Source organism: Sharpea azabuensis DSM 18934 (assembly GCF_000702165.1).
In the GTDB taxonomy this organism is placed as follows: domain Bacteria; phylum Bacillota_I; class Bacilli_A; order Erysipelotrichales; family Coprobacillaceae; genus Sharpea; species Sharpea azabuensis.
This window is the reverse complement of the sequence record NZ_JNKU01000004.1, coordinates 16,949-38,946: the sequence shown is the minus strand read 5'-3', so window position 1 is coordinate 38,946 and position 21,998 is coordinate 16,949. Positions and strand designations below refer to the sequence as shown.

Here is a 21,998-nt window from a genome sequence, read left to right as displayed (position 1 = left end):
ATACCTACTTTCCGATACAGAAACGGGCAAAGAGCTCATCTAGTAAATCTTCTTTTGCCTGTTCGCCTAAGATTTCTTTGAGTTTTTCCCATGAATCATAGAGATCAGTGACAACTAGATCAGGTGGTACCTGCATGTTCATGGCGCTAATCGCACGGTTAAGTGCTTGTGATGCTTGTTCTAAGAGCAGTAGCTGGCGTTGATTGGCGAGGACTTTGGCATCACTTCCTGATAATGCTGAAAAGTCAAATGTATGCTTGATATAATCTGTTAAGGCATCAATGTTGTTGTCTTTTGCTGAGATATGAATGCCTTCTAAATCTACAACACAGCCCTTGTCTGCTTTATTGATAATGATAATACGATGAGTATCCTGTGTTTTCTCTAGAATAAGCTCATCTTCATGATCTAATGGCTGACTGCCATCTACAACAACCAATACTAAGTCAGCTTGATCAATAAGGGATAGAGATTTCTCTACACCCATTCTTTCAATCTTTTCATCTGTTTCATGAATACCTGCTGTATCAATCATGTTAAGTACAATGTTATCTAAACGTATTGATCCTTCCACAACATCTCTTGTTGTACCGGCAATATCTGTTACAATCGCCTTATCTTCCTCAAGTAATGCATTCAATAAAGAACTCTTACCGACATTAGGTTTACCGACAATAACTGTTGAAATACCATCTTTCACAAGACGAATATTCTTACTTTTAGTGATAATCTTATCCATCTTACTTCTCAGTGTTGTACTCATGGGAATGAGTTTCTCGTTTGTCATGACTTCAATATCTTCATATTCTGGATAATCAATATTGACTTCAATATTGGTAATAATCTGAATCAGATCTTCTTTCAAATCTTTGATAAAATGCGAAATGTTGCCCTGAATGCCACGTAAGGCGAGTTTGCTGGCTTCATCATTGGTTGCTGTGACCATATCGGAGATGGCTTCGGCCTGGGATAAGTCAATCCGTCCATTTAAGAATGCACGCTTGGAGAATTCGCCATGTTCAGCCATTCTTGCGCCTTTTCTTAAAATGAGGGAGAGCACTTTATTGGTGATGAAAACACCCCCATGGCAATCAATCTCAACCATTTCTTCACCTGTAAATGTATGTGTTCCACGATAGATGGCAACCATCACTTCATCAACTTTTTCATCACCATCCATAATATAACCATAGTTGATGGTATTGGATTTCTTGTTTGTCAGATTGCCTGAGAAGAAGGACTGTACAAAGGCAATACAGTCTTTTCCTGAGACACGTATAATGGAAATAGCGGCTTCTAAACGACTTGTCGCTACTGCTGCAATAATATCATCATTCATGAATAGACCTCCTTAAATATATCATTGAAAGTATAAGTGCTAAGGCAAAAGTCACTGCCCCTAAGATAAATGGATTCATCACATTAATAGAATAAATCATTCCGGCAATATAAGCCCCTAAAATCATACCAAGAGACTTTGTCGCTTGATAGAAACCAAGGACCTGATTACGGGTCTTTTTTTCTCCCTGATTGGTAATAAGTGTTTGGGTAAGTGGGATCATGATGGCATAAAAGCCATAGAAAATCATAATGGCGATAATGAAGTGAAGAGGGGACTTCATGACTAATGAAGCACTCACACTTAACATGCCCAAGAAAAGGATCACAATATTGCTTTTACGAATATCTGTTTTCTTCATCAGATAAATACAGATTGTCATATTGAATATTAATGAAACAAGACCAACCGTTCCCTTAATCATACCATTATAACGACTCGTAAACTGAAAAACATCTTTCAGATAATAATTGAATGACTGATCAACAGCTGTATAGCCTAAGAAGATGAGTGTTGAAAGAGTAAAGAGTAAAGCTAAAGACTTGGTCATAAAAAGACGACCATCAATAAAGGCTTTAAAGGGATTTGAAGCTTTAAGCACTTCTGGTAAAGTCATATCATGTTCTTCTAAATCCTCATCTAAGACAAAATAGACAAGTATGCCAGTGAAAATCAATTGAATAACTTGAATGACAAAAGAAAGATAGACACTTATTTCACCAAGCATCCCGCCGACAAAATAACCGATAGCCCCAGCAACAGTCTGAATCGTTGCATTAAGAGTGAGATAACTGCCACGTTCATCTTCAAGCGACATGTTGGCAATATATGTCAAAGCTCCGACAAAGAATGCCCCACAGGACAAGCCAGCGACAAGTCTGGCAATCCCAATAAAGAATGGTATGCGTCCAAAGCCAAAGAAAGCCTGAGCAATCCCATAACCAATCCCACCAATAGCCATGGCACTTTTCGAATTGATCATCCCCGTCATTTTACCCCAGAAAGGCGAAGAGATAAACATCCCTGCTGACATCAAGGCAAATGATATACCAAACATGCTGGCAGGAAATTGCAACATCTTAAATAGAGTAGGGGTGACAGGATGGGCATAGTTTGCCGCCAAATTAAATAATATCATACATAGAAAAAAAGGTATTTTCTTCTTCATAAATATCTCCTTTATGCCATTATAGCGAGAGTGAGATTTTGAGGCAAAAGAAAAACCTCTTGAATAAGAGGTTTAGTCTTCGACATAGTAAATCGTAATGAATCGATCTTTACCTTCGCCCTGTGATTCTGTTCTTAAATGATCCATCTGGGCAATCGTTGAATGAAGGACTTTTCTTTCATCAGCAGGCATTGGATCAAGCTTGACATCGACATGTGTACGCTGTACTTGTTTGCCAAGACGCTTGCCTAAAGCTGCAACTTTCTTGAAACGTTCTTCTTTATAACCATTGATATCAACAGAGATTTCTAATCTTTCACCAAATTCTGTTTGTACGGCATGCTTTGTGACAAAGTTCAAAGTTCTTAAAATCACGCCGCCCTTACCGATGAGAATAGAGTTGTTGTCAGTATCGATATTACAGTAATAACGCTGATCCTGGAAGAATGTTGCCGTTTCGACTGTAAAGCCCATATCTTCAAGAATACGTCTGATATAAGCACTCATATATTCTTCAACCATCTGGTTATCAAAGCATTCAATAACAGTTTTCTTTGAGAAAAGACCTTTCTTTTCTTCAATGACTTTATAATGTAATTCTTCTAAAGTGATTCCTAAATCTAAGCAAGCTAAATCAACAGCTTCTTCTTCTGTTTTTGCTTCAAAAGTTTTTTTCATATCCACGCCACCTTATCTTACAACATTCTTTTCTTTAGCAGCCTGTTCTTTTTCAATGTAATGAATCTGGATATAAACTGTTCTTAAAACAGTGATGATATTTGTCGTAATCCAGTAGAATGACATAGCTGTAGGCATGACTAAACCAAAATAGATAATCATGACAGTCATGACAATATTCATAGACTTCATAGAATTCTGTGTACTTGAAGGTTTATAGTTCTTGTTTCTCTTAAGCATGATGTTGTTGATTTCAATCGCACCAAACTGAGAAAGACCCATAATCGCAACAAGAATCACATAAATAAAGTGCCCTTTAGTAATCTGAGACATAGGTGTTAAACCTAAGTTCATTCCAAATACTGTTGTAGAATAGAGAATTTGTACTCTCTGGACTGCCTGCCACATCGCAAACATAATTGGTAAAGTAATAAATGTGATGAATGAACCAAACATTGACACATTGTTCTTTTTATAAAGTGCCATGATTTCATTTTGCATACGTAACTGACTTGTCTGATCATTCATACCACGATACTTATTCTGGATCTTTTCCATTTCTGGCTGAATAAGCTGCATCTTCTGTGTAGAAACAGTTGATTTAATCATGATTGGCAAAATAATCAAGTTAATGAGAATTGTCATAATAATGACACCCCATAATACATTACCTGTTAACGAATTAATAAATAGAATTCCCTTCGCAATAGGGATTACAAGTAAGAAATCAAAAAATCCAGCATTAATAGACCACTTAGTACTCTCTGTAATTGCTCTATCAGCAATTAGTTTACCTGACTTATCAAGATTGTTAGCACAACCTGCAAGAACAACCATAAAAGCGATCAATGCAAAGACTTTAAGATATTTCTTTGTACGATTGTCTAATACCATCTTATTTACCCATCCTTTTCTTTGTTTTCTCATATAGAGAAAGCAGGGACTGCTTATTTGTCGCATAATCTTGTGTTAAATAATGCTGTCGCACAATAATGACATAATCACAAGCAAGTTCATGATCAAATGCTTCATGAACCATCATTCTTACCTGACGCTTAATCTTATTACGAACAACCGCATGTCCAAGCTTCTTACTGACAGAAATGCCAGCTCTTAAATGACTCTCATTCTTCATGTAATAGAGAACAAAATCTTTATTGGCAACACTTTGGCGTTGATGAATGATTTTCGTAAAATCTTCGTTTTTCTTAACTCTATATGCCTTTTTCATACTTTTTTTTAGAAAAAAAAGCCACATTAAAGTGGACTCTTTTTAAACAGTTAAAGCTTTTCTTCCTCTTTTTCTTCTTCTTGCAATAACTTTTCTGCCACCAACTGTAGCCATTCTTGCTCTGAAGCCATGAGTCTTAGCTCTTTTTCTTTTATTTGGCTGATATGTTCTTTTCATTTTATTCACTCCTTTAGATTGCTTTTTTCATTGCTTTATACTTCGTTAACATATGCTCCATCATTATATTCAAGAATTATTTATTCGTCAACCTCAAATCCCTAAAAATCCCCATCCTAAGCACTTATTCACCGCTTAATCACAACTTACGCACATATGCATAAAGTGATTCACAATGGTGAATAACTCATTTTCCCATCCTTATTATATATAGAGAGGTGTGCATAAGGGTGTGAATAAGAAAGTTATCCACAATTTTTAAAAGTTACGCACAGTGCATTTTTATCTTATGCACATTGAATATTTAGGCACAACTTGTGAATAAGTGAGAAAATGTTGCTATATATACCTCTCAATTGTGCATAACTATGTGAATAAGCTGTGAATAACTTTTTTATTCTTCAATTTTATTCACAATTACTCTATAATAGATGGGAAAGGTAAGGTGCATTATGACTACATTAGAATCGAATTGGGAGAAAACCCTCAATATCTTTGGTCATAACTTTGAAGATAAGGTCATTTTTGAATCTATCATCACCTTATTAAAGGCTCAGGAAGTTAATAGTCATGAGCTTATTGCAACAATAGAAGCTGAATTTAATGTTCCTATCGTCAGTGAGTATGCTGATGAACTTGAAAAGATCTACAATGAAATCACCGATAGCCATATCAAGCTGACAATCATGAGTGAAGAGGCTTATTTAAAGCAACATGCATCAACCAATACACCAGTGCATTTTGAAGATCACTTAAGACCGGATTTCACATTCACGAACTTCGTTGTAGGGAACTCCAACCGTATTGCCCAGAATGCCTCTCTTGCTGTGGCAATGAAACCAGGTGCAGCCTATAGTCCGTTGTTTATTTATTCGAACAGTGGACTTGGTAAAACGCACTTATTGAATGCGATTGGGAATTATATTAAAGAAAAAAAGCCCCATTTACAGGTGCTTTATTCAACTTCTGAACAATTTGTTAATGACTATATTTCATCTTTATCAAATCATACAATCAATGACTTCAACTTTCGCTATCGTAATGTTGATGTCCTTTTGATTGATGACATTCAGTTTATTGCAACAAAAGAATCAAGTAGTGAGATGTTCTTTAATATCTTTAATGCGTTACAAAATGATAATAAACAAATCGTCATATCATCCGATAAACCACCAAAAGATCTTAAAGGTATGGAAAACCGTCTCGTTTCACGTTTTACCAACGGACTAACTGTTTCTATTGATACGCCTGAATTTGAAACTGCCAAAGCTATCTTACGTAAAAAGATTGAAATTGAGAAAGTGGACTATCCGATTGATGAAGAAGTCCTCGATTTTATTGCCTCACACTTCAATCGTGATGTTCGTGAACTAGAAGGCAGTTTAAAGCGTTTATTCTTCTATAAAGTCGTTACAGGTCAGGAATATGATCATATCAATATGGAATGTGCTCTTGAAGCATTCAAAGAGGACTACCATACAACGATCAATACTGCTAAAAATGAAGAACTGAGTGTTGATAAGATTAAGAAAGTGGTTGCCGAGTACTATAATTTATCTGTACAGCAGATTAATTCTAAATCGCGTACATCCAATCTTATTGTGGCAAGACATATTGCCATGTATTTAGTAAGAAATCTTATTGAGAGTATTTCTTATATCCAGATTGGGAAGGAATTTGGTGGTCGTGATCACTCAACTGTTATGAAAGCCTGCGATAAGGTGGAAAAGAATATGAAAAAAGATCCTAATTACCGTAAAGCGGTTGAGGAAATAAAAAGTAAGCTTGTTTAAAACTGTGAATAACTTTTTAAGTTACGCACCGTTATTCACCACTTATTCACACCATAAATCACAGTATTTCTTCTCTATTCATCATGATATTTTGAGTTATGCACATAATTCACACCCTATTATTATGATTATTAAAGTTATAGAGAAATAAATAAAAAAGAAAAAAGGAGATTTGAAATGAAATTTAATATCAAACGAACAGTTTTACTGAATGCCCTGTCTAGAGTATCAAGAGCTGTCTCATTAAAGAGTCCACTTCCTGTACTTACAGGTATCAAATTTGATTTACAAACTGATGGTCTTGTATTAACTGGTAGTGACAGCGATATTTCTATACAGACAAAAGTAACTGATGATATTGAAATTATTGAAACAGGTTCTGTTGTTTTATCATCAAAATATATTTTGGAAATTGTGCGAAAAATCGCAAGTGATACAATTAGCTTTGAAATTTTAGATGGTGCTTTAACACGTATTGATGGAGGAAGCTCTCAATTCAATTTAAATGGAACACCAGCCTTTGATTATCCAAGAATTGATTTTGCGAAAAAGGGGACTTTACTTCAGGCAGATTCAGCTATTCTTAAAAGACTTATTGAAGAAACTTCCTTTGCGACAAGTGAAAATGAAACACGCCCTGTATTGACAGGGGTTAATTTCCATGCTGCCAACAATCAGTTAACATGTATTGCGACAGATTCTTATCGTTTAGCCCAGGCTTCAAGTCCTTTATCTGAAGAAACAGTTTTTAATATTATTATTCCAAAGAAATCTCTTGTCGAAATTTCTCGTATTATTGAAAAAGATGAAACTGTGGATATTTATGTAGAAGACAAGAAAGTATTATTTATTATTGATGATTATATGGTTCTTTCACGTTTAATTGATGGTACATTCCCAGATACTTCACGTCTTATTTCAGATTACTATGATTTTGAAATGACTGTATTGTCAACAGCATTGCTTGGAGCAATCGATAGAACAACACTTTTATCCGATGAAGCAAAGAATCTTGTAACCCTCACAATGAATCCTGATCGAGTTCTTATGACATCTAATAGCCAGGAAGTCGGTTCTGTAGAAGAAGATTTGCCTAAAGCTTTCTATAAAGGTGATCCTCTAAATATCTCATTCTCCGGTAAATATTTATCGGATGCCATTAGATCAATTAACTCTGATAAAGTCAAACTTGAATTCTCTGGACCAATGCGTCCATTCATTGTCAAAGACTTAGAAAAAGATGATAATATTCAGGTAGTTTTACCTGTACGAACTTATTAAAGGTTTCTCCCAAAAGAGGTCTGTTTAAAAGATCTCTTTTTTGCATTTATCCAAGACATATTGCCTATTGATTTTACGTTTGATAATCTATGGATACTACAAAAAAAGAGGTAAACACGATGCATAAGAAATCCATACTAATGCTTATACTCATGACTATCCCGCTCTTAATAGCTCTTCCTTACAGCCTTTTTCCTTCTTCTCCATTTAATCAAAAACTCACAACAACACTTCCATTTACTTATATTTATGCATTTCCATTATTATTTGGTTGTCTTTATATCGCTATTCTCTTTGTATGTGCTATATATGCTTATAAGCATAAGAAGAATATGAGATTTATCATGATGGCCATCATACTCATGATATTCCTTAGCGTAACATCAATGCCTTTTCAAGAATCTAAAACGACGACTTCACAAAAAGGATTACGTATTGTGTCTTATAATGTCGGTAATCACTTAACATATAAGAGCTTAGATAAACTGCTAAAAGGTAATGATGTTGTAGTCTTATGTGAATATGGACAATATGATGCCCAGAATGAAGCTGACTTCACTGCTGTAAAAACATTGATGAAACAGGCAAATATAAACATCAATAACTATGATCTTTTCATGTCAAAGATAGTCCTAGGAACAGCGGATGGTGCTATTGGACCTGTGACAGTCATCACAAGAAAGTCATTGAACTATCAAATGGATGATAACTTCACCTATAGTACAACCTTTGGTACTCTTCATTTAAAGAGTAAGCATGCTCCTGAAATAATTGCCTTGCATACAGCACCACCTTTAGCCATGCTGAAAAATGAATGGCAGAATGATTTACAATTGATCAGTGAGAAATTGATTAAGAAGTATCCTGATGCCATTATTCTTGGTGATTTCAATGCAACCATGCGTCATAGTAGCTTAAGTACTATTAAGACACATAAAGATGTCCTTAATGTTTTACCATTCTGGAAGAGGGGGACTTGGCATACCAAGATGCCTTGTTTTATTCGTTCTTCTATTGATCACATACTTATACCAAGTGATAGTAAAGTGAAAAATGTTTCAGTGATGGATTTAGGAGAGTCTGATCATTGTGCTATATATGTTGAATATAGTTATTAATTTATGAGAATAATGTTTGAAAAACGCTTAAATTTCTTTTTTAAGCGTTTTTTGGGTAAAGTAATGGTGGAATATGGTTTTCATAGAATGCTTTTTCTGTACTAAAATACGCATTTTTGTGCTATAATGGGCGAGTATGAGAAAGGATAGTGTAGTTTCATGAAAGATTTAGAAATATCAACTGAATATATTACATTAGGACAAGCGATGAAGCTTTCTGGTGCTGCTTCTTCTGGCTTTGAGGCTAAGGCACTCATTCAAGAAGGAGAAGTCACTGTGAATGGTGAAGTTGATACTCACCGTGGTAAGAAGCTTCATGATGGTGATGTATTTGGTTATGATGGCGAAACGTATCGTATTGCATGCAAGTAAATGAACTGAAACTTAAACATTTCAGAAACTATGACCAAGAAACATTTATCTTTGATCCCCATATCAATATCTTGATTGGTAATAATGCTCAGGGTAAGACAAATGTTTTAGAAGCCATCTACCTCCTTTCTACAACAAGAAGCTTTCGTACGCATAAAATCAAAGAATTGATTCAATTTGAATCAGAGTTTGGTTTTGTAGAAGGACAGGTTGAAAGTAATAAACACGACTATGATATGCGTGTTGTCGTGAGTAAACAGGGCAAGAAAGCCTTTATTAATCGTAAAGATATTGCAAGAACAAGTGATTATATTGGTTATTTAAATGCGATTCTCTTTGTGCCTGAAGACTTATCTTTAGTTAAAGGAAGTCCAAGCGCAAGAAGACAGCTCTTAGATCAAGAGATTTCTAAGATATCTCCTATCTATATGTATAACATCACCAAATATCACAAGCTTCTTAAAGAACGTAATGCCTTCTTAAAGATGCTCAAAGAACAACATAAAGAGGGTGATCTCTATCTTGATGTGTTATCTGAACAGCTTGCTGAACTATCAGCTGACTTAATCAAGCGGAGAATGGATTTTGTCGCTCTTTTAAATGAGATGAGTGGGACAATGTATGATTATCTCTCAGCTGATGAGAAGCTTACAGTTAGTTATCATACAAGCTATAAAGAAATCTCAAAAGAGGCTATTCTTGCGAAATATCACAAGACTTACAAACGCGATATCATCTATATGTCGACCGTGGATGGTTTACATAAGGATGATTTAAAATTTCAATTGAATAACAATGATGCTTCGCTCTATGCTTCACAAGGCCAACAGCGTTCCATTGTTTTAGCAATCAAGACAGCTTTACTTGAAATCGTTAAGAAGGAAATTGGGGAATATCCAATTCTCTTACTTGATGATGTCTTAAGTGAGCTTGATGATCAACGTAAAATGAAGATGATGAATTTAATAGACCATAAGGTCCAGACATTCATCACCACAACATCAATAGAAGGTATGCAACATGCCTCTATTGCAAAGGCAAAGAAAATCAAAATAAGTCATGGAAATAAGGAGGACATATAATGGACGAAGATACTAAAGTGCATCATTCCTATGGGGATAATGATATTCAGGTTCTTGAAGGTCTTGAACCAGTACGTAAAAGACCAGGTATGTATATTGGTACAACTTCTGGCAGGGGACTTCATCATCTTGTCTGGGAAATTGTCGATAACTCTATTGATGAAGCCTTAGCTGGTTTCTGTACAAAGATTATTGTCAAAATCAAACCCGGTGACATTATTGAAGTTATTGATAATGGTCGTGGTATGCCTACTGGTACAAATGCGAAAACAGGCAAGAGTACGATTGAAACAATCTTTACAGTCCTACATGCCGGAGGTAAGTTTGGTGAAGGTGGCTACAAGGTCTCTGGTGGCCTACATGGTGTAGGTGCTTCGGTCGTTAATGCGCTCTCTAGCTGGCTTGAAGTCTATGTCCATCGTGATGGCCATATTTATCACCAGCGCTTTGAAAATGGTGGTAAGCCAGTTAAGGATCTTGAAGTTGTTGGAACATGTGATGATACAGGTACAACAGTTGTCTTTAAACCAGATCCTACTATTTTCACTGAAACGACAGTTTATGATTTTGAAACATTAAATCAGCGTATTAGAGAATTGGCTTTCCTCAATAAAGGATTACGTCTTGTTTTAATTGATGAACGTGGAGATAAGCCAAGAGAAAATGATTATATGTATGAGGGTGGTATTAGAGAATATGTTGCCTACCTCAATAAGAATAAAACAGCTTTACATGAAGAAATTATTGATTGTGAAGACTCTATTGATGGTATTTCTGTCGAAGTGGCTTTGCAGTATAATGATGGCTTTACAAGTAATATTTATTCTTTTGCAAATAATATTCATACCGTTGAAGGTGGTATGCATGAAGAAGGTTTTCGTGCTGCTTTAACCCGTGTCATCAACAACTATGCAAGAAATAATGGTTTCTTAAAAGAGAAGGATGAGAACTTATCAGGTGAAGACTGTCGTGAAGGTTTAACTGCAATTATCTCAGTGAAGCATCCAGATCCACAGTTTGAAGGCCAGACAAAGACAAAACTTGGTAATGCCGAAGTACGTAAGATTACCCGTACAATTGTCTCTGATGCCCTTGAAAAGTTCTTCTTAGAAAATCCTGATACAGCACGTATCATCATGGATAAAGTAACCCTTGCCTCAAAGGCAAGAATGGCCGCAAAACGTGCCCGTGAAATGACAAGAAGAAAGACAGCTCTTGATATTGCCGATCTTCCAGGTAAGCTAGCCGATTGTTCTTCTAAAGATCCAACAGAATGTGAAATCTATATCGTCGAAGGGGACTCTGCCGGTGGTAGTGCAAAAACTGGTAGAGATCGTCGTACACAGGCTATTCTTCCTTTAAGAGGTAAGATTCTGAACGTTGAAAAAGCGCGTCTTGAAAGAATTCTTGGTAATGCCGAAATTCGTAGTATGATTACAGCTTTTGGCACAGGTATTGGTGATGAATTTGATATTAGTAAGCTGAGATATCATAAGATTGTCATTATGACCGATGCCGATGTCGATGGTGGACATATTAGAATCTTAATGTTGACATTCTTATATCGTTATTTAAGACCATTAATTGAACAGGGTTATGTCTATGCGGCACAGCCACCACTTTACTTATTGAAACATGGTAAAGATGACCATTATCTGTATTCAGATTATGAACTTGACAAGTTAAGAGAAGAACTTGGACCTGATGCGAAGTTTACAATTCAGAGATATAAAGGTCTAGGTGAAATGGATGCAGAACAGTTATGGGAAACAACCATGTCACCTGAAAATAGAGTATTGAATCGTATCAATATTGATGATGCGATGGAAGCAGATCTCTTATTTGATATGTTGATGGGGGAAAAGGTAGAACCTCGTCGTGATTTCATTAGAGAGAATGCGAAATATGTAGAAAATCTTGATATTTAAGGAAGGAGTATGAAATGGACGATCAACACAATATTGAAGAAAAAGGCGTTCGTAATATTAATCTTACGAGCGAAATGCGTAAGTCTTTCCTTGAATACGCAATGTCAGTTATTATCTCTCGTGCCCTTCCCGACGCGAGAGATGGCTTAAAGCCAGTTCAAAGACGTATTATTTATGGCATGAATGAGCTTGGTTGTTATAGTGATAAACCATTTAAGAAGTCGGCAAGAATTGTCGGGGATGTTATGGGTAAATATCACCCTCATGGAGACAGTTCCATCTATGAAGCCCTAGTCCGTATGGCGCAGGATTTCTCTTATCGTTATATGCTTGTCGATGGGCATGGTAACTTTGGCTCAATCGATGGTGATGGTGCAGCCGCTATGCGTTATACCGAATCACGTATGAGCAAGATTTGTATGGAAATGGTCAGAGACATCAACAAAGATACCATTGACTTTGTCCCTAACTATGATGGTGAAGAAAAAGAACCATCCGTACTTCCTTCAAGAATACCAAACTTGCTTATTAATGGAACAACCGGTATTGCCGTCGGTATGGCAACAAATATGGCTCCACATAACCTAGGTGAAGTTGTTGATGGATTACTGGCATATTCAAAAAATAGAGATATGTCAGTAGCTGAACTGATGGAATATATCAAGGGACCTGATTTCCCAACAGGTGCTTATATTCTCGGTAAGTCAGCTATCAAGAAAGCTTTTGAAACAGGTCAAGGCCTCATTGTCATGCGTGCAAGATCTGAGATCGAAGATATTGGTTCAAACAAGAAAGCCATTATTGTCACAGAAATTCCATACATGGTCAATAAAGCAAGACTGATTGAAAAGATAGCTGAACATGTTAAGAATAAAAATATTGATGGTATTACAGAATTACGTGATGAATCAAGTAGAGAAGGTATTCGTATTGTCATTGAACTACGCCGTGACGTACAGCCAGAAGTTATTCTCAACCAGCTCTACAAACTCACTTCACTCCAAACAACATTTGGTGTCAATAACACAGCTATTGTCAATGATGAACCAAAGACATTAACACTTAAAGATATGTTGGATATCTATCTGAATCACCAAGAAGATGTTATTCGTAGAAGAACAGCCTTTGATTTAAAGAAAGCAGAAGACCGTGCACATATCTTAGAAGGCTTAAAACGTGCCATTGATAATATTGATGCCATTATTGCCTTAATTCGTTCTTCTCGTACGACAGAAATCATCCAACAAAGATTAATGGATGAATTCAATATGTCTGATCGTCAGGCTAAAGCTATTCGTGAAATGCAGTTACAGCGTCTAGCAGGTTTGGAAAGAGAAAAGATTGAAAATGAATTAAAGGCGTTATTAGAGCTTATTGCGGACTTAAAGGACATTCTTGCGAATGAAGAACGTGTTCTGGAAATTATTCGTGATGAACTTACTGAAATCAAAAATAAATATGGTGATAAACGTCGTACAGAAATCATTCAAGGTACATTTGATATCGAAGATGAAGATCTTATTCCAGAAGAAGACGTTATTATTTCGATGACGACAAATGGCTATGTCAAGAGAATGCCAGTAGATACTTATAAAGCCCAAAACAGAGGCGGTAAAGGTGTCAAAGGTATGGCTACAAACAATGATGATGTTGTCAAAGATATTATCAACATGTCTACCCATGATGATTTACTTGTCTTTACGAACTTTGGTAAGGTTTATCGTATGAAGGGATATAATATTCCTGAATTTGGACGTACGGCTAAAGGATTACCAATCGTTAACCTTCTCAACATGGATAAAAATGAGAATGTCAAAACTATGATTTCTATTCATCGTGATGAAGTCAGTGAAAAATGCTTCTTATTCTTTGTCACAAAGAATGGTATTGTCAAACGTACAAAGATTACTGAATTTGAGAATATTCGTACATCAGGTAAGATTGCAATTAGCTTAAGAGATGATGATGAGCTTGTTGATGTGAAATTAACGAATGGTGAATCTGAGATTCTCTTAGCTGCCTCAAATGGTAAAGCAATTCGCTTTGATGAGAATGATGTCCGTGAAATGGGCAGAACAGCGAGTGGTGTGCGTGGCATGAATGTTGATGGCGCACATATCGTTGGTGTGACAACATCGCTTGAAGGCAGCAAAGTGCTTGTCGTAACGGAATATGGTTATGGGAAGATTTCACCTGCTGATGAATATCGTCTCGCTCACCGTGGTGGTAAGGGTGTTAAGACACTTAATGTTACAAGTAAGAATGGCGATCTTGTAGCGATTAAGGCTGTTGAAGGTAATGAAGACCTCATGATTATGACAAGTGAAGGTATTGTCATTAGATTACCAATGGAACAGGTCAAAGAAGCAGGTCGAGCAACACAAGGTGTACGCCTCATTCGAGTTAATGGTGGTTCTGTTGTCTCTTCCATTTCTGTTGTTGATAAAACAGATGAGTCTGAAGAAACAGCACAAACAAATGAAACAGAAGAAAGTCAGGGATAATATCTCTGACTTTTCTGTTTATATGAAATTGAGTTCAAGATAACTGTCTTTTTTTTTAGATATGATTGTTGTATAATCATCATGTATATAGTCAAAGGAGAAAGTCATGATTGATATTGCAAGATTAAGAGAAGATCCTGAATCTGTCAGAGAGAATATTCGTAAAAAGTTCCAGGATCATAAATTACCATTAGTAGATGAAGCATTAAAGCTCGATCAGGCTAAAAGAGCTTCAGAAACAGAAGGTTCTGAATTAAGAGCAGAAAAGAATAAGATTTCTAAGTCAATTGGTCAGTTGATGAGAGAAGGCAAGAAAGAAGAAGCTGAAGCTGCCAAGGCTAGAGTTAAGGAAATTAATGAAAAGCTTCCTGAATTAGAAGCAACACAGAAAGAAACAACACAGAAACTTCTTGAAGTGATGTACCAGATTCCTAATTTCATTGATCCATCAGTCCCAATTGGAAAAGATGATTCAGAAAATGTTGAAGTGGAAAGATTTGGTGAACCTGTTGTTCCACCATATGAAATTCCTCATCATGCCGATATTATTCATAGAGTCAATGGTATGGATAAAGAATCTGCAGGTCGTACTTCAGGTGAAGGATTCTATTATTTAATTGGTGATATTGCCCGTTTACATGAAGCCATGATTGCCTATGCAAGAGACTACATGATTGATAAAGGCTTTACTTATTGTGTACCACCATTCATGATCAGAAGTAATGTCGTTAATGGGGTTATGTCTTTTGAAGAAATGGATGCCATGATGTACAAGATTGAAGGAGAAGACCTTTATTTAATTGGTACATCAGAACATTCTATGATTGGCCGTTTCCAAGGACAGATCGTGGATTCAGATAAGCTTCCAATCAGAATGACATCTTATTCACCATGTTTCCGTAAGGAAGGTGGCTCACATGGTCTAGAAGAAAGAGGTCTATACCGTGTTCATCAGTTTGAAAAGGAAGAAATGATTGTTCTTTGTGAACCAGAAAATTCAATGGAAGAATATGAAAAGATGTGGCGTTATACTGTCGATGTCTTTAGAAATATGGACGTCCCAGTTAGACAGTTAGAATGTTGTTCTGGTGATTTAGCTGACTTAAAAGTGAAATCATGTGATGTTGAAGCATGGTCACCACGTCAGCAAAAGTATTTTGAAGTAGGCTCATGTTCTACCCTTGGTGATGCACAAGCAAGAAGACTTGGTATCCGTGCTAAGAACGAAAAGGGCACATATTACTTACATACATTAAATAACACAGTTGTAGCTTCTCCTAGAGGTATGATTGCAGTTATTGAAAACAACTATAATGAAGATGGATCAATCAACATCCCTAAGGTATTACAGCCTTACATGGGTGGTAAGACAAAGATTGTTCCTCAGGATTAATAAAAAAGAAGATTCGCTTGAATCTTCTTTTTATAATGTTTCAGGGTATGATATTAGAGAAATGGTGATTCCTATTTTTTAGTAGACCTAGAAGATTTGGAAAAAGCTTATTTGTATCAAAGCTTTAATCTTACTTTGAATGAAAGAAAGAATTATTCAAAGGGTTTTATATTGATCAGTATGAATATAATTGTGATCAATATCCTATTCTTTTTTTTCATTGTCAGGAGAGGAATATAATATTTCTCATGGGGATTAGCTATTGTACTGAATTATGTCTTAGAGAAAGATATAACCCAATATCACCTTACTTTAATAAATACTGAGAATCAGAATCTTTCTTCCCAATTTTGCAGAGATATTGAAGGATTATATCAGAAGACTTGTAAAAAAATCGTTATTCTTGTCGATGAATATGATAAACCTCTTATCGATACAATGTGTGTAAATGGAGAACAGTAAGAGTTGAATCGAAGACTCTTCTCAACAATGAAAGACATGGATGACTATATTCAATTTAGTTTTTTACAGGCGTAACTACGTATTCTAATCTCTCAATCTTTAGTGATTTCAATACCCTTAAAAACACATACTTGTTTCTAGCATTCTTGGTTGAAAGACTTAGAAAATCTACTGTTGATTTAGAATCAATTTAAACACAAATATATCTTATAACGCATACACTCCTCATTCTACTGATCTTATACCACTCTTATTTTTCTCCGACTATTTAACAATTAATGATTATGATACTATGACAAGAATGTATTCTCTTGGATACCATAATACTGATGTGATGGATAATTTTCGCAATTATTTGAAACTTTATATATATAATGAATAAAAAAGAAGGATTTAGTCCTTCTTAAGATGATCCAATGGTGTATCAGGCACGATTGGATTTTTTCTATGATATTCAGCTTGTTCATAGGCGTTTGTGTGTTCAACAAGTTCCTTGAGTTCTCTTGAAGAGACACGTGTGGCGCCATGTCCTACTACGATTGTTTGTTCGGCATTGTCGCTTGTAGCGACAACAACACGATAGTGATTGGCTATTTCTTTTGTCGCTTTTTCAATATAGGCATCAGCTGTTTGTTGTTCTTTGGTATAGACGACATAGAGATTATGATATTGTGTTTTTGAACCTGGATTTCCAGGAATTTTATACGCATCAAATACAACAATCACAGTATTATCACGATAGCCTTGATAACTACTCATGATATCAAGAAGTTTATCTCTTGCAGCACCAAGGTTTGTCTTTGCAATCTTATTGAGTTCATCCCAGGCGAAGATGATATTATAGCCATCTACCAATAAACATTCAGGCTTTTGTTGGTATGTGTTGCTTGAAACAGTAGGGGTATGTTCTTTCTTTTTTGAACCATAGAAATCTTTCGCAAGTTTTCTTTCCTGCTTTCCATAAGTATTTTCAAATACGCGTTTCACTTCTTCATCGCTAATATGCATTTTACGATGTGTTATAGGAGCAGCTTCTTTTTCTTCTTTGATGAAATAATCAAGATGCATTTTCTCTTCAACCATCTGCCAAGGGACATAATAGCCTGCACCATGCGTGCAGAAAATTGAACCAGTTGGGTTCTCTAAATCTTGTTCTGGATTGTAATGGAATTGTTCAATGATTTCTTCTGGTTCTTTAACTGGAGCATAGTAGGTTTCTTCAATAGAAAGGCTGCCTTCTCCCTTTGTATAATTCAGAACTTCTTGAGTATAGTTTGAAAGCATTTCTATTGGTGCTTGTCCTTTTATTGTGGCTGTTGTGCCATTATCATCTGTGATGATAGGAGGTTGTTCTGAATCAAGATCATAGAATGCTTTAGAGATAAAGGCAGAAGGAATCTTCAAGACATATTTTCCATATGGTTCTAGTAGAATGGACGTTGTACGTATTAATGCATGTCTTACAGCACGATAAGTCGCTTCTCTAAAATCACCACCAACTGTATGTTTATCATGAGCTTTTCCACCTAATAAAACAAAGCGGATATCTGTTAAAGGGGAACCTGTAAGGACACCTAAATGCACTTTCTCTTGTAAATGTGTCATGATTAAACGTTGATAGTTTTCAGGTAAGTTATTCATACAACGATTCTCATATTCAATACCACTTCCAGTTGGTAGTGGTTCAAGAAGAATGTGGACTTCAGCATAATGACGTAATGGTTCAAAATGACCAACACCTTCAACGGAATCCAAGATTGTTTCTTTATAAGAAATTTGTTTAGAATCAATCGTCACTTCTTCATGATATCTTTCTCTAATGATTTCTTTGAGTATTTCTATTTGTATTTCACCCATCAACGAGACTTCTATGTGTTGTGCATCTTGAATCTTCATATTCAATAGAGGTTCTTCCTGAGCTAGTAACTTTAAGTTTTCCAACATTTTGCTTTGGTTCTCATTATCGGCAAGATGTAACTGATAATGCATATAGGGTTGGAGATAGCTCGTATGCGGTTTACCTCTACCAATAATATCTCCAGATTGAGTTTCTTTGAGGCCGGTTAATACGACGACACTTCCTGCTCCTGCTTCTTCTAGTAATGTATATTTGTTTCCTTGATAGAGTCTGATTTGATTGATCTTTTCTTCGTTGATCAATTGTTTCACGTGAAGCATTCCATCATAAATACGTACATACGTTAAGCGTTCACCTTTATCATCATGATCTATCTTGTAGACAGAAGCAGAGAGTTCATTTTGCGTAGAGTGGGGTATTGTATATGTATCCAACATATCCAGTAACTCTTGTACATGATCATTTTTAAGTGCTGAACCAAAGATGACAGGGAAGAGTTTTCTCTCTTGAATAGCCTTTACGAGACTTTCTTTAGAGAGAGCATTTGTCTGCATGTATTCTTCTAATAAAGCATCATCAGCCATAGCCATTTCTTCATAATTCATCTTTTCTATATCAATGATGTTATCGGATAATTCTCGAAGATTATCGAGAAGTTCATGTTTTGTATAAGGACTAATATCCATTTTATTGACAAAGATAAATGTAGGTATTCGATAGTGTGATAGTAGTTTCCAAATTGTCTTTGTATGGGCTTGAAGGCCATCAATACCTGAAACAATTAAAATAGCATAATCAAGAACGGATAAAGCACGTTCCATTTCACCAGAAAAATCGACATGACCTGGGGTATCTAGAAAAGTGAAATGTGTATCCAAATAGTTAATATTGGATATCTTGGAGAAGATAGTAATACCTCTATCTCTTTCTTGTTGATCAAAGTCTAAAAGCGTATCTTTATGATCAACACGTCCTTGATGTCTTGTTGTATGAGTTATATAGAGGAGGCTTTCTGATAATGTTGTCTTACCTGCATCAACATGGGCAACAAAACCTGTTACGATATTTTTCATGATTATATCTCCTTTGAAAGAGTTTGATTATTGATTATTTTAACATAGTCAAATAGGACTTCAAACATCTAATTGACAACACATAAATGTATGTTATAATATTTCTTGCCATTACAACGGACATATCTGAACCGTGTCAGGACCGGAAGGTAGCAGCACTAAGGATCCCTGTTCGTGTGTAGTGGCCTTTTTGTTAGGAGAAGAATATGACTGATGAAGAATATATGCAAGAAGCCATAAAGGAAGCTAAGAAAGCAGCTTCAATCGATGAAGTACCTGTAGGATGTATTATTGTCAAAGATGGCATGATTATTGCGCGTGCTCATAATATGAAAGAACACCACCAAAATGTCATTGCTCATGCCGAAATGCTTGCTATAAAACAAGCCTCTTTAGAACTCCATAACTGGCATTTAGATGGTTGTGATATGTATGTGACATTGGAACCGTGCATGATGTGTAGTGGGGCAATCTACCAAAGTCGTATTCGCCGTGTCATTATTGGGACAAGGGATACGAGATGGCCTGGGCTCATTAATTATATGCGCGATTATGAACTGAACTATATTCCACGTATTGAAATTAGTAAGCTAAGTGCTATTTGTCAGTCATTATTAAAATCATATTTTCATGAAAAAAGATGATCATTTCGATCATCTTTTAACGTGGGATAAAGCTTCTAATTTCTTCTGCATTATAGCCTACCTGGAAACGTCGATCATCAATCATGATAGGTCTTTTGAGTACAGTTGGGTTATCTTTAATAAAATGCATCAATTCATTAAGTGACATTGAATCAATATCGACTTTTGTTTCGTTAATGACTTTAGATCTTGTAGAAATAAAATCTTCAGTACCGTTTTCTGAACGTTTAAAGATCTCAAGGATATCACTATCCTCTAGAGGAGTACTTACAATATTCTTTTCGTTGTATGGAATGTTGTTTTCTTTAAACCAATTAATAGCCTTTCTAGAAGATTGGCTACCGGGACTTGTGTAAATCTTAACCATTAATCATGACTTCCTTTCTTGACCCATGTTTCGATGGCACTTAACTGGCATTTAATGTGTGTACATTTCAAGGATAAAGGCTCAGTTATCGTGGCATGTGGGCATAATGTTTTTATATCGGTAAGACTGTTGCCATAATCACCACCATCATGAGTAATGAAGGGATGAATGACTACGTTGTTATCATCTAGCTCTTTTAGAAAAGAAAATACTGCTCTTGGCATTGTTCCCCAGTAGTTTGGAAAGCCAAGATATATCTCGTCATAATGGTCATGTAGATAGCCTTTTAATTGGGGGTAGGCTTTATTGGCAAGTTCCTGTTGTGTGATATTTAAGTACTCATAGAAATTATCTGGGTAATTTGATTCTGATTCAGGCTCAATTCTAAATAAGGGAAGATGACTTACACAGGCAATCATATGAGCTACTATTTCTGTATTTCCTTTTTCTAAATATTTTACTTTTCCATCTACGCAGTTATAACCACGATGGGAAAAATATGCGATTACTGATTTCATTGTCTTACCTCGTGTCTACAATGTACCATTAAATTGCACACAAGTGAATTTCATAAAAGTTCTTATAGTACTAACCTTTAGGTGTGTACTTATGATATAATACTAAAGAAAGGGTGGGTAGGTATGTATAATCATCATCTTATAACTTTTATAACAGTTGTGGAGGCAGGGAGTTTTATTAAGGCTGCACAAAGACTCTATATTTCTCCTAATGCCGTCACAAAACAAATTAATATTCTTGAAGATCATTTAGGATTAAAGCTCTTGAATAGAAGTCATCGTGGTGTCACTTTAACAGATGAAGGAAGAATTATTTATAATGGTGCAAAACATATTATTGAAGAGAGTAATCGTATTGTTGATGAAGCTAAACGACTTGAAGAAAATAAAAAGAATATTATAAGAGTGGGAGTTTCACTTGGACATTCATATGATATCTTATTAAAACATTGGAATAAAAACGCAGCCTATGCTAAAAACTTTGAATTCTCTTATGTCCCAATTAGTGATAATACTGAGGATTATTATAATTTGCTCAATCATTTAGGAGAGAAGATTGATATTATCTCTGATATTACGGATGCAAGTTATCTAAGAGATAGAGTCAATACCTTCCAGCTTACTCTATTACCTGTATTACTTGCCGTACCAATATCACATCCTTTAGCCAATAAAGATATCATTGATCCTAGTGAACTTATGCATGAGACCATTATTATTCCAAAAAGGGGCTTTAGTCCAACAATTGATAATATCTTTGATACCATAACTACAAAATGTAAGAATACTGTGCAGTTCGAAACAATAGCACATTATAATTATGAGACCTATAATATAGCCATTGCTCAAAATAAGCTGCTCTTTAGTCATGAAGCCTGGAAGCATACCCATCCAATGTTTAAACACATCCCTGTAAAGTGGGAATTTAAACAACCTTATGGCATTCTTTATCCACTTCATCCTACTAAAGAAGTTCTTTCTTTTATTATGGCTCTAGGTAGAAGAGCTTAGC

General features: G+C 35.6%; 20 protein-coding genes, 1 other RNA gene and 1 pseudogene. 13 read left to right on the top strand and 9 right to left on the bottom strand.

Translation table 11 applies throughout. From position 1 onward, the window contains the following. Positions 1-4: 4 nt before the first annotated feature. From mnmE to rpmH, 6 genes are all read right to left on the bottom strand, one after another. Positions 5-1,339, bottom strand: a complete 1,335-nt coding sequence (gene mnmE, locus T529_RS0101700) for a tRNA uridine-5-carboxymethylaminomethyl(34) synthesis GTPase MnmE (protein WP_033161887.1) — start codon at positions 1,337-1,339, stop codon at positions 5-7. Beyond that, the gene (locus T529_RS0101695) at positions 1,332-2,507 is read right to left on the bottom strand and encodes an MFS transporter (protein ID WP_033161886.1); all 1,176 of its coding nucleotides are present in this window, start codon (positions 2,505-2,507) and stop codon (positions 1,332-1,334) included. The genes mnmE and T529_RS0101695 overlap by 8 nt, the downstream gene beginning before the upstream one ends. A gap of 72 nt (positions 2,508-2,579) precedes the next feature. Further along, on the bottom strand, positions 2,580-3,185 hold the full coding sequence (locus T529_RS0101690; protein ID WP_033161885.1) for a Jag family protein: 606 nt from the start codon (positions 3,183-3,185) through the stop codon (positions 2,580-2,582). 12 nt (positions 3,186-3,197) lie between these two features. Further along, positions 3,198-4,079, bottom strand: a complete 882-nt coding sequence (locus tag T529_RS0101685) for a YidC/Oxa1 family membrane protein insertase (protein ID WP_033161884.1) — start codon at positions 4,077-4,079, stop codon at positions 3,198-3,200. 1 nt (position 4,080) lies between these two features. Further along, positions 4,081-4,416 (bottom strand): ribonuclease P protein component, encoded by a 336-nt coding sequence (rnpA, locus tag T529_RS0101680; RefSeq protein WP_033161941.1) that lies wholly within the window; start codon positions 4,414-4,416, stop codon positions 4,081-4,083. 42 nt (positions 4,417-4,458) lie between these two features. Beyond that, positions 4,459-4,593: a 50S ribosomal protein L34 gene (rpmH, locus tag T529_RS0101675; protein WP_033161883.1), complete on the bottom strand. Its 135-nt coding sequence runs from the start codon at positions 4,591-4,593 to the stop codon at positions 4,459-4,461. Between the two features lie 452 nt (positions 4,594-5,045). Here rpmH and dnaA point away from each other — a divergent pair, with 452 nt between their 5' ends. The 10 genes and pseudogenes from dnaA (at position 5,046) to T529_RS13700 (ending at position 16,526) form a co-directional block, all read left to right on the top strand. Continuing rightward, on the top strand, positions 5,046-6,386 hold the full coding sequence (gene dnaA, locus T529_RS0101670; RefSeq protein WP_033161882.1) for a chromosomal replication initiator protein DnaA: 1,341 nt from the start codon (positions 5,046-5,048) through the stop codon (positions 6,384-6,386). 177 nt (positions 6,387-6,563) lie between these two features. Then, entirely contained in the window at positions 6,564-7,667 is a 1,104-nt protein-coding gene (gene dnaN, locus T529_RS0101665) for a DNA polymerase III subunit beta (protein ID WP_033161881.1), read from the top strand. Between the two features lie 119 nt (positions 7,668-7,786). Next, positions 7,787-8,785: an endonuclease/exonuclease/phosphatase family protein gene (locus T529_RS12440; protein ID WP_051646790.1), complete on the top strand. Its 999-nt coding sequence runs from the start codon at positions 7,787-7,789 to the stop codon at positions 8,783-8,785. 159 nt (positions 8,786-8,944) lie between these two features. Then, a complete protein-coding gene (locus T529_RS0101655; RefSeq protein ID WP_033161880.1) occupies positions 8,945-9,157 on the top strand; it encodes an RNA-binding S4 domain-containing protein in 213 nt (70 codons plus the stop codon). Next, the gene (recF, locus tag T529_RS0101650; RefSeq protein WP_033161879.1) at positions 9,148-10,239 is read left to right on the top strand and encodes a DNA replication/repair protein RecF; all 1,092 of its coding nucleotides are present in this window, start codon (positions 9,148-9,150) and stop codon (positions 10,237-10,239) included. The genes T529_RS0101655 and recF overlap by 10 nt, the downstream gene beginning before the upstream one ends. After that, the gene (gene gyrB / locus T529_RS0101645; protein ID WP_033161878.1) at positions 10,239-12,167 is read left to right on the top strand and encodes a DNA topoisomerase (ATP-hydrolyzing) subunit B; all 1,929 of its coding nucleotides are present in this window, start codon (positions 10,239-10,241) and stop codon (positions 12,165-12,167) included. The genes recF and gyrB overlap by 1 nt, the downstream gene beginning before the upstream one ends. A gap of 14 nt (positions 12,168-12,181) precedes the next feature. Continuing rightward, positions 12,182-14,671 (top strand): DNA gyrase subunit A, encoded by a 2,490-nt coding sequence (gyrA, locus tag T529_RS0101640; RefSeq protein WP_033161877.1) that lies wholly within the window; start codon positions 12,182-12,184, stop codon positions 14,669-14,671. Positions 14,672-14,777: 106 nt separating this feature from the next. Further along, on the top strand, positions 14,778-16,064 hold the full coding sequence (gene serS / locus T529_RS0101635) for a serine--tRNA ligase (RefSeq protein ID WP_033161876.1): 1,287 nt from the start codon (positions 14,778-14,780) through the stop codon (positions 16,062-16,064). A 71-nt stretch (positions 16,065-16,135) separates the two neighbouring features. Then, a pseudogene (locus T529_RS13855) lies at positions 16,136-16,192 on the top strand (AAA family ATPase); the annotation flags it as partial. Positions 16,193-16,325: 133 nt separating this feature from the next. After that, a complete protein-coding gene (locus T529_RS13700) occupies positions 16,326-16,526 on the top strand; it encodes an AAA family ATPase (protein ID WP_081823033.1) in 201 nt (66 codons plus the stop codon). 393 nt (positions 16,527-16,919) lie between these two features. Here the strand turns inward: T529_RS13700 and T529_RS0101630 are convergent, their stop codons facing one another. After that, on the bottom strand, positions 16,920-19,457 hold the full coding sequence (locus tag T529_RS0101630) for a translation factor GTPase family protein (protein WP_033161875.1): 2,538 nt from the start codon (positions 19,455-19,457) through the stop codon (positions 16,920-16,922). A gap of 104 nt (positions 19,458-19,561) precedes the next feature. Here T529_RS0101630 and ffs point away from each other — a divergent pair. After that, positions 19,562-19,649: signal recognition particle sRNA small type (gene ffs, locus T529_RS12700), an RNA gene on the top strand. A gap of 14 nt (positions 19,650-19,663) precedes the next feature. Beyond that, positions 19,664-20,101, top strand: coding sequence for a nucleoside deaminase (locus tag T529_RS0101625; protein WP_033161874.1), 438 nt, complete (start codon positions 19,664-19,666; stop codon positions 20,099-20,101). A 16-nt stretch (positions 20,102-20,117) separates the two neighbouring features. Here T529_RS0101625 and T529_RS0101620 read toward each other — a convergent pair whose 3' ends face one another. Next, a complete protein-coding gene (locus T529_RS0101620) occupies positions 20,118-20,468 on the bottom strand; it encodes a Spx/MgsR family RNA polymerase-binding regulatory protein (protein ID WP_033161873.1) in 351 nt (116 codons plus the stop codon). After that, positions 20,468-20,986 (bottom strand): flavodoxin, encoded by a 519-nt coding sequence (locus tag T529_RS0101615; protein ID WP_033161872.1) that lies wholly within the window; start codon positions 20,984-20,986, stop codon positions 20,468-20,470. Before T529_RS0101615 ends, T529_RS0101620 begins: the two co-directional genes overlap by 1 nt. A 123-nt stretch (positions 20,987-21,109) precedes the next feature. On the opposite strand from T529_RS0101615, the gene T529_RS0101610 reads away from it, so the two are divergent. Beyond that, on the top strand, positions 21,110-21,997 hold the full coding sequence (locus T529_RS0101610) for a LysR family transcriptional regulator (protein WP_033161871.1): 888 nt from the start codon (positions 21,110-21,112) through the stop codon (positions 21,995-21,997). Position 21,998 lies beyond the last annotated feature (1 nt).

Bases quoted from the DNA above. Each gene is read 5' to 3' on its own strand.
- T529_RS0101685 (WP_033161884.1), bottom strand. From the start codon at position 4,079: ATGGTATTAGACAATCGTACAAAGAAATATCTTAAAGTCTTTGCATTG.
- recF (WP_033161879.1), top strand. From the start codon at position 9,148: ATGCAAGTAAATGAACTGAAACTTAAACATTTCAGAAACTATGACCAA.
- gyrA (WP_033161877.1), top strand. From the start codon at position 12,182: ATGGACGATCAACACAATATTGAAGAAAAAGGCGTTCGTAATATTAAT.
- T529_RS0101625 (WP_033161874.1), top strand. From the start codon at position 19,664: ATGACTGATGAAGAATATATGCAAGAAGCCATAAAGGAAGCTAAGAAA.
- T529_RS0101615 (WP_033161872.1), bottom strand. From the start codon at position 20,986: ATGAAATCAGTAATCGCATATTTTTCCCATCGTGGTTATAACTGCGTA.
- rnpA (WP_033161941.1), bottom strand. From the start codon at position 4,416: ATGAAAAAGGCATATAGAGTTAAGAAAAACGAAGATTTTACGAAAATC.
- T529_RS12440 (WP_051646790.1), top strand. From the start codon at position 7,787: ATGCATAAGAAATCCATACTAATGCTTATACTCATGACTATCCCGCTC.
- T529_RS0101655 (WP_033161880.1), top strand. From the start codon at position 8,945: ATGAAAGATTTAGAAATATCAACTGAATATATTACATTAGGACAAGCG.
- T529_RS0101630 (WP_033161875.1), bottom strand. From the start codon at position 19,457: ATGAAAAATATCGTAACAGGTTTTGTTGCCCATGTTGATGCAGGTAAG.
- dnaN (WP_033161881.1), top strand. From the start codon at position 6,564: ATGAAATTTAATATCAAACGAACAGTTTTACTGAATGCCCTGTCTAGA.
- dnaA (WP_033161882.1), top strand. From the start codon at position 5,046: ATGACTACATTAGAATCGAATTGGGAGAAAACCCTCAATATCTTTGGT.
- serS (WP_033161876.1), top strand. From the start codon at position 14,778: ATGATTGATATTGCAAGATTAAGAGAAGATCCTGAATCTGTCAGAGAG.
- gyrB (WP_033161878.1), top strand. From the start codon at position 10,239: ATGGACGAAGATACTAAAGTGCATCATTCCTATGGGGATAATGATATT.
- rpmH (WP_033161883.1), bottom strand. From the start codon at position 4,593: ATGAAAAGAACATATCAGCCAAATAAAAGAAAAAGAGCTAAGACTCAT.
- mnmE (WP_033161887.1), bottom strand. From the start codon at position 1,339: ATGAATGATGATATTATTGCAGCAGTAGCGACAAGTCGTTTAGAAGCC.
- T529_RS0101620 (WP_033161873.1), bottom strand. From the start codon at position 20,468: ATGGTTAAGATTTACACAAGTCCCGGTAGCCAATCTTCTAGAAAGGCT.
- T529_RS0101690 (WP_033161885.1), bottom strand. From the start codon at position 3,185: ATGAAAAAAACTTTTGAAGCAAAAACAGAAGAAGAAGCTGTTGATTTA.
- T529_RS0101610 (WP_033161871.1), top strand. From the start codon at position 21,110: ATGTATAATCATCATCTTATAACTTTTATAACAGTTGTGGAGGCAGGG.
- T529_RS0101695 (WP_033161886.1), bottom strand. From the start codon at position 2,507: ATGAAGAAGAAAATACCTTTTTTTCTATGTATGATATTATTTAATTTG.